This is a genomic window from Micromonospora sp. NPDC048887 (assembly GCF_040649715.1).
Classification (GTDB): Bacteria; Actinomycetota; Actinomycetes; order Mycobacteriales; family Micromonosporaceae; genus Micromonospora.
The window spans coordinates 24,108-39,062 of the sequence record NZ_JBEZGA010000027.1 but is presented as its reverse complement, the minus strand read 5'-3'; the positions used below and the strand labels follow the sequence as shown (position 1 = coordinate 39,062).

General features: G+C 73.5%; 11 protein-coding genes and 1 tRNA gene. 5 read left to right on the top strand and 7 right to left on the bottom strand.

The features are described 5' to 3' along the window. The first annotated feature begins 332 nt into the window (after window positions 1-332). From AB0C17_RS28120 to AB0C17_RS28110, 3 genes are read left to right on the top strand one after another with little or no spacing between them, the layout of a single operon-like run. Complete coding sequence (locus AB0C17_RS28120; RefSeq protein WP_357481237.1) at window positions 333-515, top strand: hypothetical protein; 183 nt, start codon at window positions 333-335, stop codon at window positions 513-515. Beyond that, window positions 512-2,422 (top strand): caspase family protein, encoded by a 1,911-nt coding sequence (locus AB0C17_RS28115; protein ID WP_357481234.1) that lies wholly within the window; start codon window positions 512-514, stop codon window positions 2,420-2,422. The genes AB0C17_RS28120 and AB0C17_RS28115 overlap by 4 nt, the downstream gene beginning before the upstream one ends. Continuing rightward, a complete protein-coding gene (locus AB0C17_RS28110) occupies window positions 2,419-6,255 on the top strand; it encodes a CHAT domain-containing protein (protein ID WP_357481231.1) in 3,837 nt (1,278 codons plus the stop codon). Before AB0C17_RS28115 ends, AB0C17_RS28110 begins: the two co-directional genes overlap by 4 nt. A 3-nt stretch (window positions 6,256-6,258) precedes the next feature. On the opposite strand, the gene AB0C17_RS28105 is transcribed toward AB0C17_RS28110, so the two are convergent. After that, window positions 6,259-9,015 (bottom strand): CHAT domain-containing protein, encoded by a 2,757-nt coding sequence (locus tag AB0C17_RS28105; protein WP_357481228.1) that lies wholly within the window; start codon window positions 9,013-9,015, stop codon window positions 6,259-6,261. Next, entirely contained in the window at window positions 9,012-9,689 is a 678-nt protein-coding gene (locus AB0C17_RS28100; protein ID WP_357387496.1) for a Crp/Fnr family transcriptional regulator, read from the bottom strand. Before AB0C17_RS28100 ends, AB0C17_RS28105 begins: the two co-directional genes overlap by 4 nt. A gap of 249 nt (window positions 9,690-9,938) precedes the next feature. Here AB0C17_RS28100 and AB0C17_RS28095 point away from each other — a divergent pair, with 249 nt between their 5' ends. Beyond that, window positions 9,939-10,385 carry a squamosa promoter-binding protein 15 gene (locus AB0C17_RS28095; RefSeq protein ID WP_357387494.1) on the top strand — a complete coding sequence of 149 codons (447 nt, stop codon included), beginning with the start codon at window positions 9,939-9,941 and terminating at the stop codon, window positions 10,383-10,385. Window positions 10,386-10,402: 17 nt separating this feature from the next. On the opposite strand, the gene AB0C17_RS28090 is transcribed toward AB0C17_RS28095, so the two are convergent. Beyond that, window positions 10,403-10,476, bottom strand: a tRNA-Thr gene (locus tag AB0C17_RS28090). 133 nt (window positions 10,477-10,609) lie between these two features. On the opposite strand from AB0C17_RS28090, the gene AB0C17_RS28085 reads away from it, so the two are divergent. Further along, the gene (locus AB0C17_RS28085) at window positions 10,610-12,337 is read left to right on the top strand and encodes a metallophosphoesterase (protein ID WP_357387492.1); all 1,728 of its coding nucleotides are present in this window, start codon (window positions 10,610-10,612) and stop codon (window positions 12,335-12,337) included. 101 nt (window positions 12,338-12,438) lie between these two features. Here AB0C17_RS28085 and ricT read toward each other — a convergent pair whose 3' ends face one another. From ricT to AB0C17_RS28065, 4 genes are all read right to left on the bottom strand, one after another. Continuing rightward, the gene (gene ricT, locus AB0C17_RS28080) at window positions 12,439-13,269 is read right to left on the bottom strand and encodes a regulatory iron-sulfur-containing complex subunit RicT (RefSeq protein WP_357387490.1); all 831 of its coding nucleotides are present in this window, start codon (window positions 13,267-13,269) and stop codon (window positions 12,439-12,441) included. A gap of 260 nt (window positions 13,270-13,529) precedes the next feature. Then, entirely contained in the window at window positions 13,530-14,198 is a 669-nt protein-coding gene (locus AB0C17_RS28075; protein WP_357387488.1) for a hypothetical protein, read from the bottom strand. Next, the gene (locus tag AB0C17_RS28070) at window positions 14,198-14,503 is read right to left on the bottom strand and encodes a hypothetical protein (protein ID WP_357481225.1); all 306 of its coding nucleotides are present in this window, start codon (window positions 14,501-14,503) and stop codon (window positions 14,198-14,200) included. The genes AB0C17_RS28075 and AB0C17_RS28070 overlap by 1 nt, the downstream gene beginning before the upstream one ends. Before the next feature lies 1 nt (window position 14,504). After that, window positions 14,505-14,834: a YbaB/EbfC family nucleoid-associated protein gene (locus AB0C17_RS28065; RefSeq protein WP_013473591.1), complete on the bottom strand. Its 330-nt coding sequence runs from the start codon at window positions 14,832-14,834 to the stop codon at window positions 14,505-14,507. Between the last annotated feature and the right edge of the window lie 121 nt (window positions 14,835-14,955).

Sequence of the window (14,955 nt, the reverse complement as noted above, 5' to 3'; positions counted from 1 at the left end):
TCGCAAGGCCCATCGCGCCACCTTCGCTGATCCAGATGAATGGACCGCCCTCGCATGATCGGTGGGGACGGTTGGACGACCGGTCCGATTGACAGGACTACCGGTGCCCGGCCCCACGTCGAACCTGCCACGTTCCTGCTGGCGGATCCCGGATTAAGCCGGGATCCAGGTGCGGCAACAGTCGATGATGGACACTCCTGCCCGGCCGGAGGGCGGCCGTCTGATCCTTGTCGGCATTTCCCGGGCGTGGCAGACTTGCGCAGCCTCATCGATTCCCGAGCCCATTTCCGGCGCGGTTTAGCGCGCCTTTTCACCCCTGACCTGGAGGGGCCGTGGCCATCACCGGCACGCGAACGCATGCGACCGCGCCGTTGCCTGCCGGCGAATCGTTCATCGCATTCCCGCTCGTCGCGGCAATGGCGGGGGACACCGCTCAGGTGACCGAGTCGGATGTCGGACACGACCTGCCGGACCGGGGCCTGCGCGGGTGCGACCGGTGGTGGGCGGCACGATGACCGTGTACGCGCTGCTGGTAGGTGTCGACGCCTACCGGGCGGTCAGTCCGCTCCGGGGCTGCCGGGCCGATGTGACGGCCGCCCGGGACCTGCTGACCGCCCAGGTCAAGGGCACGCCGCCGGCGATCCGCACGCTGCTCGACGGCGACGCCACCCGGGCGGCGGTCATCGACGGCATCCGGATGCACCTCGGCCTTGCCGGGCCGGGCGACACGGCGCTCTTCTGGTTCGCCGGGCACGGCTCACAGGCACCCGCCCCGCCCGGCCTGTGGTATCTCGAACCGACCGGCATGGTGCAGACCCTGATCTGCGCGGACAGCCGTGAGCACGGCACACCCGACCTGTACGACAAGGAACTCGCCGTGCTGCTCGGCGAGGTGGCGGCCACGGGCGCGCACACGGTGGCGGTGCTCGACTGCTGCTACGCCGGCGGCGCGGCCCGCAACGAGGTACCGGAGCAGGAGGCACGCGCCCGGTACGCTCCCGCGCGCCACGACGTACCCGACATGGCGGCCCTGGTGGCTGCCGCGCCGCTCGCGGCCGACGCGGAGTACGTCGCCCTGGCCGCCTGCCGCTCGTTCGAGCTCGCCCAGGAGTTGCCGCTGAACGGCCTCACCCACGGTGTCTTCACCTGGGCGCTGTTGCGCGCTCTGGCGCGGCTCGGACTGCACGCCACCAGCCGGGACCTGCTGACCCGGGCCCGTTGCCTGGTCGAGGACGTGGTCCCGAACCAGGTTCCGGAGCTCTTTCCCCAGGTGCCCGGGCCCGGCGACCGGCCGTTCCTGGGTGGTCCCCTCGCCGCGGGCGGCGCCGGTGTGGTGATGCGCCACCTGCGCGGCGCCTGGGAGATCGACGCCGGCACCTGTCACGGCCTGCCTCCGGGCACCGGTGACGGGGTGCGTGTCGCCGTCGCGGGCGAGCCGGTACGCCGGGAGGCCCGGGTCGTCTCGGTACGCACCGAGCGCAGCCTGGTCGAGCCGGCCGGCTGGGAACCCGACGAGGAGAAGCAGTACCCGGTGGTGCTGGCGAGCATGCCGTTGCCGGCCACCACCGTCGCGGTCGACGGCGACGAGCCGTTGGTCCGCGCGGTGACCGAGGCGATGGCGTCGTCCCCACACGTACGGCTTGCCGTCGCCGAGGTGCCCGAGCTTCGGGTACGAACCGACGCCGCAGGCCGGATCCGGATCCTCGGCACGGACACCACACCTGTCGCGCCGGAGATCGCCGGCGGCCCGGCCGCCGTCGGCCGCGTCGTCGAGACGCTGGAACACATCGCCCGCTGGCGGCAGGTCAAGGCACTCGACAACCCGCTCTCCGCGCTCGCGTCCCGGGTGGGGGTGGAGATCGTGGAGGCGCGGCCGGGCGAGCGCCGGGCGCCGCTCGACCGCCCGCCGATCCGGCCCGGCCCGGACGGATCGGTACGGCTGAACTACCGCTGGTCGGGCCACGGCTGGGTTCCGCCCACCGTCTTCATCCGGCTGCACAACCACGCCGGCCGCCCGCTGCACCTCGTCCTGCTGGACCTCACCGACCGCTATCGGGTGTGGGCGGGTCTCTTCCCCGGTGGCCGCGTCGAACACGGCCGTGCCGCGGCAGCGCTGGAGGGCCGCCCGGTCCAGATGGGTCTCCCGCCGGACGCGCCCCCGGCACCGGGCCGGGCGGTGCGGGACTGGTTGAAGCTGTTCGTCGCCGAGGAGCACTTCAGCTCCCGTCCGTTCGAGCTGCCCCGGCTCGGTGAACCGGGGCTCTCGACGCGACGCGACGCGATCGGGCTTCGCGGCGTGCTCGACCGGCTGGGGCGGGCTGCGGTGCACCGCGACGCGAGCGCGGTTGCCACCGACGACGTCTACGACTGGGCCACCCTCACGGTCCCGATCCGGACCGTCGTTCCGGACGGCCGGCCGTGACCGCCGGCTTCGACGAGCCATCGATCGACTATCAGATCGCCTGGCTCACCGAGGCGTTCGAGCGGGCCGAGGGCACCGACCGCGCCGACCTGGCGGTGGCCCTCGCCGAGACGTACACGCAGCGCGCCCAGGACAACGAGGACCCGGCCGACCTGACCGCCGTCGTCGACCTGTTCACCCGCCTGCTGGCAGACCACCCGGACGATCCGGACACCGACGAGTGGAGATTCGAGCTCGGGCTGGCGTACGGCAGGAGGAGCCTGCTCACCGACGACGCCGCCGACAGCGAGCAGGCCATCGCGGTGTGGGAGCCGCTGCGGGCGGAGACCGCGCCGGGCAGCCCGGAACGCGCGCTGGTCGCCGCGCATCTCGCGCAGGCCCACTGGGACAGCTGCCGCCTGCGCCCGGACAGCGGACCGGCGGAGATCCGCCACGCCGCCGAGGCGGTCGACGAGTTGCGTCCGGACGTGGCCGGCACGGATTCGGCCGCCTTCGTCACGCTCCAGTCGGGCATGCTCCACCTGCTCCTGGCGGAGCGACTCGGCGACACCGACCAGTTGCGCCTGGGCATCTCGATGCTCGACGCCGCGCTGCCCGACGCCACGACCGAGACACCGGGCTACCCGCTGGCCGCGTGGATGTTCTGCCGCGCAGGCATCGAGCAGTTCCTGCTGGCGGGCGACCGGGCGATCCTGGACCGGCTGATCACCGAGGGCCGCCGCGCGGCGGACACCCTCCCGGCGGACTACGACCTGCTGGTCGACCTGGCGGACGCCTACCGGCTCCGGTGGGAGGCCCGCGACGACGCGGCCGATCTCGACGAGGCGATCGCGTGCCTGCGCCGAGCCCCCGACGACCAGCCGGCCGAGCTGGCGGCGGCGACCCGCGCGGCGTGCGGCGAGTTGCTGCGCCTTCGCGCCGTACGAGACGACTCCGCGGCGGATGCGGACACGGCGGTACGGCTGGTCGAGGAAGCAGACGAGCTGGCTCCGGGCCAGTGGGGACAGGAACTGGCCGGCGCCCTCTTCGCCCGCTGGCAGATCAGCCACGCACCGCCCGACCTGGAACGGGCCGGCGCCCGCATCGACCAGGTCCTGGCGGCCGGCCCGGCGGACCCGGACGCGCTGATGCGGGCGCACATGTTGCGGCTGGCCATCAGCGACGGTCAACTGGCGGACGAGTGGCGCCGCGAACCGGGCCGGGTGCCGGCAAGCGGTCCGCGGGTGTCCCGCGAGGTGGAGGCGGCCCGGCGGGCATGGCCGATCGTCGACCGGCACGCCGGGCCGCAACCGCGTGCCGCGTTCGCCATTTGTCTGGCCCTCGCCGAGGTGTCTATCTGCGCCTGGAACCCCGGCGCGCTGCCCTCCGACCGGATCGTCGCCCTCCTGGACGCCACCGAGGGAACGGACGGCCTGCCGCCCGAGCTGGTGGACCTGCGCAACCTCGGCCGGAGCATCCTGTCCTACGCACGGGAAGCCGGGCATCCGGGCCGGTGGGACGAGGACGGGGAGGGGTTCCAGGCCGCCCTGCGCCTTGCGCGCCCGGACGCCCATCCCGAGGTCCGATCCCGGGCGCTGGGGGTGCTTCACCTGATGCTGAACGGTGTCTCCACCCGCTCCGGTGACCTCCGCGCGTTGCAGGCGGCCAGGGAGCAGCTCCGGTCCCTCCGGTCGCCCGACGGTGAGCCGGACCGGGAATCCGTCCTCCTCGCCCGGTTGTTCGAGCTGGGCATTCCCGGCCGGAACCCCGAGGAGGTGGCGGCGGAGGCGGCCGAGTTGCGCGGGCTGCTGCGGGATCCCGAACTCCCGTACTGGGCCCGTCTGGCGATGCCGATGGCCGAGGCCCTGGCCGACCTGTCAGCTGCCGCGGGCGAAGAACCGATCGAGCCGCCCGGAGTCGTCGCGGACGGGGACAGTCGTACGCAGTCGATTCAGATGCTGCGGCTCCTGCCGGCCGTCGTGTCGGCTCTCACCCGCCGCGACGTCGCCGCCCTGCGCGCGGCCGCCGAGCAGCTCGGGAAGCTGATCGAGCTGCTCCCGCCGGACCACATCGGTCAGCTGGGAGCGGCGGTGTTCGGCGGTCGGGCCGAGCTCGGCGTCGCCGAGATCGACCCGGGCGACACCGCCGCGGCCGAGCGCGGGGTGCGGCACCTGGCCCGGGCGGTCGACCTGCTCGGCGGCCCGGACCACTACAGCTGGTCGAACACCCTGATGACGTACGCCTCCGCGCTGCGGACCGCGAACCTGCCCGGCGGCCCCCGCCGCGCCGACTCCCGCGAAGCCGGACTGAGCGCACTCCGTGGCGACCTGGGGCAGGTGCTCGTGCAGTCCGGAACCGACGACGCCTTCACGGCCGCCCGCGACGCGGCGGGTCACGCGGTCACCGTCGCCACCTGGTGCCGTCAGGACACCGCCGACGACGACCTGATCGCCGCGCTGGACGCCGGCCGAGGGCTGGTCCTGCACGCCGCCATGTCGTCACGGCTCATCGCCGACCAGCTCGCCGCCGCCGGCCGCGAGGACCTGGCCGTGCGGTGGCAGCATTCGGCCGGATACGGACACGACCGGCTCACCGGTACGCCGTTGGGCGCCCTCCCCTCGCTTGCCGAGGTGCCGGACGACCTGCGGGCGCAGGTGCTCAGGACCCTCCTGGCGGAGGACCGGAGCGGGATCCTCCAGCCCGCCCGGCCCGCCGAGATCCGGGCGGCCCTGGCCGCGGTCGAGGCCGACGCGCTTGTCTACCTGGTACCGACCACGGCGGACGCTTCGGGTGCGGCGGTGCTCGTACCCCGCGAGGGCGAGGTCGACGTCCTCGCCCTGCCCGACCTGCGGCTCGACGCGGCCGCCGGCTTCGGCCGGCACACCGGCCGGTTCCGCGACGCCCAGCCGGCCGAGCCGTCGGCGGAATCGATGTCGATCGACGACATCTGCGCCTGGGCCTGGTCCTCGGCGATGGGCCGGCTGGTCGCCCACGCTCACCGGTGGCGTAGCGGGAACCGGCCGGCACGCCTCGTCCTGATCCCGCTCGGCCTGCTGGCCACAGTGCCCTGGCACGCCGCCTACAGTGGCGACGGGACCACCCGGCACTACGCGATCGAGGATGTGGTCGTCTCGTACGCGGTCTCGGCCCGCATGTTCTGCACCAGCGCCCACTTCCCGGTCCGGCCGGTACGCTCCGCGCTGGTCGTCGGCGACCCCACAGGTGAACTCGGTTTCGCCGCCGCCGAGGCACGAGCCGTGCACGCCGCCTTCTACCCGGACGGCACCCACCTCGGCGGCGACGTCCCCGGTGGCCCCGAGGGCACCGCCACACCGGCCCGGGTGCTCTCCTGGGTGTCGTCGGCCGCGCCCGGCCCGTCACTGCTGCATCTCGCCTGCCACGGCCGGGTGGATCCGCACCGGCCCGCGGACGGGCACCTCGTGCTCGCCGGTGGCGTCCTGCCGGCCCGCCGGCTGCTCGACGAGTCCCGTCTCGCCGAGCTGGCGATCGAGCGCGTGTTCCTGGCCGCCTGCACCACAGGCGTCACGCACACCGACCACGACGAGGCGTTCAGCCTCTCCACCGCATTCCTGGCGGCGGGCGCGCGGACCGTCTTCGGATCGCTGTGGGCGGTGCCGGACGCCGAGACCTCGCTGCTGATGTTCATGGTCCACCACTTCCTCAACACCGAGGGGTGCGAGCCGGTCGACGCGCTGCACCGGGCCCAGCGGTGGATGCTCGACCCGCAGCGCCGGCCGCCGCCGGGCATGCCGGCGGAACTGAGCCGGCAGGCCACCGGCGACTCCGTGGCGAGACCGGAGTCCTGGGCCGCCTTCACCCACTCGGGACGGTGAGCGTCACCAGCCCAGGTGCAGGAAACCCGCCCAGGTCGCCAGGTCGTCACCGTCGAGATCGGCCACGCGGCGGGCCAGCGCCGCCGGCATGTCCGCCGGAACCGCGCGCTCACGGTCGACCATCCACCGCTGAGCCCGGTTCAGAGCGTCCGCCGGCCGGCGACCCTCGGCCCGCAGGTAGTGGTGGGCCATGAACATCAGCAGCGAGGTGGCGTCGCTCGGCACCTGCCACAGCGACCCGAAGACGGTCCGCGCGCCGGCCGCCAGGAACGCGGTGGAGAGGCTGAACGCCTCGTCGAACGCTCCGCTGGGGACGCTCGTCGTGCAGGCGGCGAGCGCCACCACACCGATCGCCCCGTCCTTGCGCCCCTCCAGGATGTCCCGTGCGGTGAGCCGGGCCCGGCCGGCCAGCAGCAGGTACGAGCCGTCGGCGCCCCGTCCCACCGCGCCGTGGCAGGCCAGATGCAGCATGGGTCGTGCCCGGCCGGCGCGGCGCAGCCAGGCGAGCACCGCCTCGGGGGTGGCCGCCGACGAGGCCCCGGAGTCGTCCGCGTCGTCGACGAGCAGCTCGGCGTCCGGATAGAACGCGGCCCGCACGGCGAGCGCCTCGGTCCGGGCATCCGGCAGGTCGTGGGTGGGATCCCCGACCACCAGGCCACTTCCGTCCTGCGGGATCGGCGTGCGGTCGGCGTTCTCGCAGAGCAGCCGGGCCGAGGGCGCGTAGGAGAACTCGGCCTGCTGCACCGCGTACCAGCCGTCGTGGTCGCGCGCGGCGTGCCAGGGCACGGCGGCGAGCCGGCCCATCGGTACGAGCAGCAGCCGCGGCGCCCGGGACAGGCCCCACCGCCCGGTCTCCGCGAGCAGCGGGCCGATCGCCACCCGCCACGCCCACCCCGCGAGCCGGTCCAGGGAGTCCCGCCACCTGGTGACCGGATCGGCGGTCTCGGCGTCGCCGTCCCCGCCGCCCACCTCGCCCGCGTCGCGGGCCGCCAGCAGGCGGCTGTATCGCCGCACCGGGTCGTCGTCGGACTGCACCAGTGACGGCAGGGACAGCGCGAACGGCTCGCTGCCGTTCGGCAGGACCACCGCCGCACCGGGCACCCCGAGGCGCCCGGGCACCAGGTAGACCAGCGCGTCGTGGCGCATCGCCCGCAGCGCCGTCCGGATCTGGTCGAGCGACGGCGGGTCCAGCACGTCCGGCACCGGCACGTCGCTGAGCCGTGCGCCGGTGAGCGCGGTCAGCACGTCACGCCGTACGTCGGGGTCGTCACTGCCGGTCTGCCAGCGGCGGGCCAGCTCGTCGTGGCCGAGCGCGTGCAGCCGGGCGGGGATCCCCATGGTGACCGTCGCGGCATACAGCATCAGGCAGCGCCCGGCGTCGAGCGCGCCCACCGCGCCGCCCGCGTCGCCGTCGGCGAGGCACCAGCGGGCGACCTCGGTCGCGTCGTCCACCACATCCCTGGCGGCGGCTGCGGCGTCGGCGGTACCGGCCTGCAGGAGCACGCTCCAGGCGTAGCCGCGCAGCGCGCGTTTACCGGCCTCCCGGCCCTCGGCGCGGCGGCCCGCCAGCCGGTACGCGTGCGCCGAGGCCATCTCGGCGAACGCCCACACCGGGTGCGCCACGTCACCGGTCGCCCGACGGGCCCTGCCGAGGCGGCGCAGTGCCTCGTCCAGCGCCTCCCGGCCGGCGCCGAGCTCGTAACGCACACAGAGGAACCGGCCCAGCATGGTGTCCATCAACGCTCGGTGTGGATAGTCGGCGGGCGCGAGGTCCGACGCCCGGCGCAGCTGGTCCACACCGCGCGCCAACTGGTCGGCGTCGCGCCGGTCGACTGCCTTGCGGCAGATGCCGGTGCCGGACACGAAGAGGCGGAACGCCCGCTCGCCGGCCAACAGATCGGGCTCGTCCGCGGCATGGCTCTGCGCCTGCTCGGCACCGGGCTTGTGCCCGGGCGCCTCCATGACCACCGCACCCGCGTTGAGGTACCGACGCAGCGCCAGGGTGCTGGGTGCGTCCGGCGGTAGCCGGTCCACCAGGTCGACCAGTCGCTGCAGCGAGTCGAACGCCTCCCCGGTCTCGCCGCGCTGAGTGGACGCGAGAATCTCGGCAGCCTCCTGCAGGATCTCGGCGAACTGCCGTTGTTCACCTGTCACCCCGGCGTCGAGCATCGCCTGCACCCGCGTGCGGACCTGCCGGAGGTCGTCGTAGAAACTCCGATCCCGCGCACGCTTGACCAGCAGGGCCATCCGCAGCGCCTCGGCGGCCGACGCGAACGGGCCCCCGGCGGTACGGGCCACCAGCTCGTCAGCCCGGCCGAACGCGCCATCGGCGTCGAACTCTGCGTCGTCAGTCAACACGGCGCCGATGTCGACCAGGGCGTGAAGCAGAGCCGCAGCCGTCTCCTCCAGGCCGATCGAGCTGATCGTGGCGTGTTCGCGGGCGGCCCGGAAATCCTGACCCCGCATGGCGGCATACAGGGCACACAGGACCAGGGCCTGACCGACCACGGCACGCTCCGGGCCGGTGTACGCGGCGGCGGCGAAGTCGGCCTGCGCGCGGGCCAGCGTCGCCGCGTCCCGTTCGCCCTCGTAGCGGCGCAGCCATGCGTACGCACGGGCCAGCAGTTCGGCGCTGCCCAGCGGAGGATCCGAGCGGGACAACGCTTCCAGCGCGGCGGTCACCTCCTCCGGTGCGGCGACCCGCAGATGCGCGACCGCGGCGACCGGATCGTGCCACCGTACGCTCGTGGTAGCCGTCACAGGGCCTCCTCGGCACGTCGGCGGAGCCGGTCCGGGTCGGTGACGGTGATCCGGCGGTAGCCGGTCCGGATGACGCCGTCGTCGCGCATCCCGCGCAGCGTCCGCTGCACGGTGTCGTCGACGGCGCCGACGAGCGTCGCGAGTTCGGCGTGGGTCAGGTCGACAGCGATGCGTACCCCACCGTCCACCGGATCGCCGATCACCTCGACCAGCTCCAGCAGCACCCGGGCGAGCCGGACCGGCACCGGGAAGGCGCTGAAGTCGGCGCGACGCAGGTTGGCCCAGTGCAGGCGCCGGCCGACGGTGGCTGTCACCTCGTTCGCCACCTCGAGATGCCGGCTCAGGAAGGCGCGGAAGGCAGCCTGCTGGATGACAGTGGCGCGGACCTCCCCGCAGGCGGTGACGGTCGCGGTTCGCTGGCCGTCGGTGAGCGCGGCGAACTCGCCCACGAGGTCACCCGGGAGGCGTACGGCCAACAGCTGCTCGGTGCCACCGACCGACATGGTCACCTTGGCGACACCCTGCTGGATGATCTCGACGTGGGTGTCCCGCCCGCCCTCGATGAAGATCCGCCGGCCCGATGAGATGTCGCGCGTGACGCCGAGGGCCAGCAGTTTCCCCTGCAGCTCCGGCTCGAGCCGATCCAGAAAGGAGCCGGGTGCCCACGAAGACATGAAGACATTCGAACCGGTCCATCACTACGGCGCAATGGCACGGTAGGGCCGGAAACAAGAGGGCAGTGGGCTGATCGGTCGGCCGAACGACATCCACCGGTGTCTCAGTCGTGGGTACGGCGGGCCGGACGGCCGATACTGTCGTCGTCGATGCACACGCCCGTAGGCTGCGATGCGGAGTAACCGCGAGCCACGGCTACCGACTCCAGGTCGACTGTCAAGCGTGGGCGGGACCGAATGGAGGATCCGGTGAGCTGGGTCGCCAACGTGATGCTGTCGGTGGGCCTGACCGACCGCCGGAACGCGGAGGCGTTCATCGGCTGGCTCGACACCCGGTGCCGCTGTCGTGAACCGGGCACGAGTTCGGGCTGCTGCGGTAGCCTGCGCCTCGTCACCGCCGTGGACAACCAGTGGGGCGGGCACAAGAACCCCGAATGTCAGGTGTTCGCCGGTGCACTCAACCACGCCGACCTCACCGCTGTCGTCACGCGTTTCGGTTCCGTGGCCTGGCACAACCCCAACGCCGTACAGCTCTTCGTAATGGACCAGGAGCAGTTCTTCTTCCGCGTCTGGATGATCCGCGACGGCGCTCTCCGCCAGTACGCCCCTTCGTCGCCGGACGAGGACGACGACGGGTTCTGGCCTCCCGCCGGTGGCGTGACCGACCTCGGGAAACGGCGAAGCCCAGGCCGATGACCTGGGCTTCTGTACCGAGCCGCCTGACGGAATCGAACCGTCGACCTACGCATTACGAGTGCGTCGCTCTAGCCGACTGAGCTAAGGCGGCAACGATCGTCAAGTGTACGGCACGCCCCGCCGGAAGCCGAACCGGATCCCCCCACCCCGGAACCCGGACAACGGACCACATCCGCCCCGCTGCGGGAGAGACTTCGCGCCGCGTCCGGACTACCCTGCGGCGGGTGACCGACGAACCGCCGCGACCGGCACCCGAGGCGCATCCCGGCGAGCGCGCCACCCGCCGCCCTCGCCGTATCGACCCCCGGGAACTGGGTTTCACCCCGCGCCGGCCGGTGCCCTGGCTCGCGCCGCTGCTGCTGATCAGCACCGGCCTGCGTACGTTGCTGGCCATGCTCTTCGGGGCGTACCTGGACAAGCGCGAGTTGCAGAACGCGTTCAGCGACGGAACGTTCCGGCAGGTCGGGCCGGACGGCGGTCTCTGGCTCGACTACGTGGCCGACCTGGGTGACGGCTTCGACGCCACGTACTCCGTGGCGTACCTGCTCGCCCAGCCGGAGCTGACCGTCGACGGGCATCGCCTCCCCCGCGCGCAGACGCTGGTGATGGGCGGCGACCAGGTCTATCCGGCGGCGGGCTACGAGGCGTACGAGGACCGGTGCAAGGGCCCGTACCAGGCGGCGCTGCCTGTTGCCCCGCCGGAGCAGCCGACGCTGTTCGCGGTGCCGGGCAACCACGACTGGTACGACGGGCTGACGGCGTTCCTGCGCCTGTTCGTGCGTACCCGGGACCGGCACTTCGCCGGTTGGGGCACCGGCCAGTCCCGCTCGTACTTCGCCGTCGAGCTGCCGGCCGGGTGGTGGCTGCTCGGCCTCGACGACCAGTCCGGGTCGTACCTGGACGACCCGCAGCTCACCTACTTCGACGAGGTGGCGCGCAAGCTCACCCCGGAGTCGAAGGTGATCCTGGCGGTGCCGGCGCCGACGTGGGTCAAGGCCGTCGACCACCCCAACGCGTACGACTCGATCGACTACTTCATCCGTACGCTCGTCGCGCCGACCGGGGCGCAGGTGCGGGTGCTGGTTTCCGGCGACCTGCACCACTACGCCCGTTACGCCGGGCCGGACCGGCAGCTCATCACCTGCGGCGGCGGCGGCGCCTACCTGTACCCCACGCATCGGCTGCCGGAGACGCTGGAGGTGCCGCCGCGCGACACGCTGACCCGGCGGGCCAGCAACACCCAGGAGTACGACCTGGCCGCGCGCTACCCGGACAAGGCCCGGTCCCGCCGGTACGGCTGGGGGATCTTCGCCCGCCTGCCGTTCCGCAATCCGGGCTTCGCCACGCTGCTCGGCACCCTGCACACGCTGCTGATGCTGGCCATGGCCGGGGTGGCGGCGCAGCGGGTGGGCACCACGGAACAGCGGCTGTTCAGCGTGCCGCTGGCGATCATGCTGGTGGTGGCGATGATGGGCGCGGTGTTCTTCGCCAAGCCACCCACGGCGGGCGGGAAACGGCACGCCCGGCACTGGATCCTCGGGGTGGCGCACGGGCTGGCCCAGGTGGCGCTCGCCGCCGGGGGCACATGGGTGTGGTTGCGGCTACCGTTCTACGACTGGCCGTGGCCGTTGCCGGCGGTCGCCGCGCTGGTCCTCTACGGTCCGGTGATCGGTCTGGTCGCCAGCCAGCTCGTGGCGCTCTACCTGCTGGTGGCGGGCGCGTTCGGGGTGAACCTGAACGAGCTGTTCGCGGCGCAGGGCATCGAGGACTCGAAGGCGTTCCTGCGGTTCCGGATCGGCCCGGACGGCACGCTGACGATCTACCCGATCGCGGTCGACCGGGTGTCCCACGACTGGCAGCTCAACCCCGACCAGTCCCCCACCGCCCCCTGGCTGACCCCGAAGACCCCGCTGACCCCTCGCCTGGCCGAACCCCCCATCGTCATCCGCTGACCGACCACCCCGGTGATCAAGGAGTTCGTGTCCTGTCCGGGCGCGATCGGAGACACAAACTCCTTGATCACCGGGGAAGGGTGGGGGGAAGGGTGGGTGGGTCAGCGGTTTTCGTGGGCCTGTCTGGGGCCGCAGACCGAGGCTCGGGAGCACATCGAGCGGGAGCCGTCGGCGTCCAGCCGGACGGTCACCGCGTCGCGCGGGACACTGTGGCCGACCACCTTGCCCTCGCCCTGCGGCGTGGACACCCGGCTGCCGACCGCGGGGGCCGTCTCCTGGAACTTCTGGTACAGCGGGTGCTCGTACTTCAGGCAGCACATCAGCCGCCCGCACGCACCGGAGATGCGCAGCGGGTTGAGCGGCAGATCCTGGTCCTTCGCCATCCGGATGGTCACCGGCTCGAAGTCGTTGAGGAACGTGGCGCAGCACAGGTCACGCCCGCAGGAGCCGATGCCGCCCTGTACGCGGGCGGAGTCGCGGGCGGAGAGCTGCCGCAGCTCGACCCGGCAGTGCAGCGTGGCGCCCAGGTCGCGGACCAGCGAGCGGAAGTCGACCCGGTGCGGCGCGGTGAAGTAGATGGTGGTGCGGTCGCTGCCGTTCTCCGGGGTGGCCAGGACGTGGTCGACGGCGACCACCTTCATCGGCAGGCCGTGTTCGCGGATCAGCCGCTTGGCGGCCACCTTCGCCTCGGCCTTGCGCCGGCGCAGCGTCTCGTCGCGGCGCAGGTCGTCGTCACCGGCGATCCCGGCCAGTTTCGGGAAGCCGTCGGTGTCCTCGCTGACCCACTGCGCGGCCCACACGCACTCGGCCACCTCGGGCCCGTCGTCGGTGGGCACCAGCACCCGGTCGCCCACCTGCGGGCGCAGCTCGCCCGGGTCGAGGTAGTAGAGGCGCCCGTACCGGTTGAAGCTGACCGCGCAGAGCATGCCCATGCGCCCCACCCTACGCGGATCGATGCCCGCCGCACGGCACACCTGTCGCCGCCCGGTCACCCGCCGCAGCGATCATCGTCGTCGACCCGGCCGAACCGGCCCCTTCGCCTCGCCCGGACGGCTGAATCTGCGTCGCCCCCCTGACAAACACCGCGTGAGCGCGTTGAGTGAAGGCATACCTGCGGGGGGTGCAGGGGAAGGCCACGGCGCCGCCGCCGTCACCGGCCACGGCCGGTGACGGCGCGCGGCGCCGTGGACCGTCAGTAGCCGATCCGGGTGGTGCCGCCGTAGCGCGGGGCGGTGGTGGCGCGGTCCCGCCAGGGCGTCTCGGTCAGGCTCGGCCCCCACTGCCGCAGCAGCGTCTCGGCGCCGTCGTAGGCCACCCCGAGCACGCCCAGGACCCTCGTGGCGATCTCGGCCGCGGCCGATGCCCCGAACCGGCCGGGCTCGACGCCGGGCCGGGTCGCCGCGTGCACCGCGACCGCCTCCGCCGAACCCAGCACCTCGGCCAGCGCGCGGGCCAGCGCGGCCCGGCTGCCCTCCACCCAGCCGGCCAGCGCGTCGGCGTAGCCCGCCGTCGACTCCAGCCGCCCGACCAGGCTCTCCGGCCCCTCGTCCAGGTGTCGCAGCAGCGCGGAACGCGCCTCGTCGTAGGCCGACGCGGCGGTGCCGGACCAGGCGACCTGGTCGGCCAGCAGGGCGCAGGTGTCGTCGTACCCCCGGACGAGCCGGCGCACGGCGTGCCCGGCGCCGGTCAGCGGCGCGGGATGCAGGTCGAGGAACTCGCGCACGGCGACGCCGGGAAGGACCTGCATCCGGCGCAGCAGCGGCCAGAGCCGGTGCCCCTCGGGCGCACCGGCGGCCAGCAGCGTGTCGACGCGGGCGAGCAGGTCGAGGCCCGGCTCGGCGAGGCGGTCGAGGGCGTCCATCAGGCCTCCCGGGCCAGCCGCCGGGCGACCGCGTCGTCGGCGGCGGCGTAGCGGTCGGCGGCGCTGCGCAGCGCCGCCGCGGCGGCGGCCAGCCGGACGGCGGCGGCCTGCGCCTCGCGTGCCCGGTCGGCGGTGGCGAGCATCCACTGGCGGTGCAGCGCGCGGCCCACCTCGCCGGGGCGGCCGGCGGCATCCGCGCCGAACGCGGGGTGCGGCGGGTCGGTGGCGGTCACCGTTCGGGCCAGCGTGGCGAGGGTCGCGCCGGCCTCGTCGAGACGGACGGCCAGGGCACGCAGCGTCTCCATGTCAGGCTCCCGCCAGCGGCCGGTAGGCCGCGAACGTCTCGTTGTGCAGCTTCTCGCGCGCCCACTGGGCCGCGTCGGCGGCAGCGGTCACCGCGGCCTGCACCGAGCCGGCCACGTCGCGTGGGCTGCGGTGGTGCAGCGGGCCGAGGAAACGCACGTCGGTGATGCGCCCACCGGCGGTCACCACCACCTCGACGAGCCCGTCGGGCGAGCGGACGGTGACCTCGACCGTCGCGACCGCCTGGTCGAACTCGGCCTGCAGGTTCTCGATCCGGCGGTAGCGCCGCACCGCCTCCTCGATCCAGGCCTCGTCGATCTCGCCCCGCGGCATCGGCGGACTCCTCCCGGCCGGTCGGCCAACCCTCACTGAGCGTGCCGCCACGATCACCACGGCATCACCGGACCGTACCGCACCTCAATCGCGCGTGTCGATGCCCTGTGGACAGCGCGGA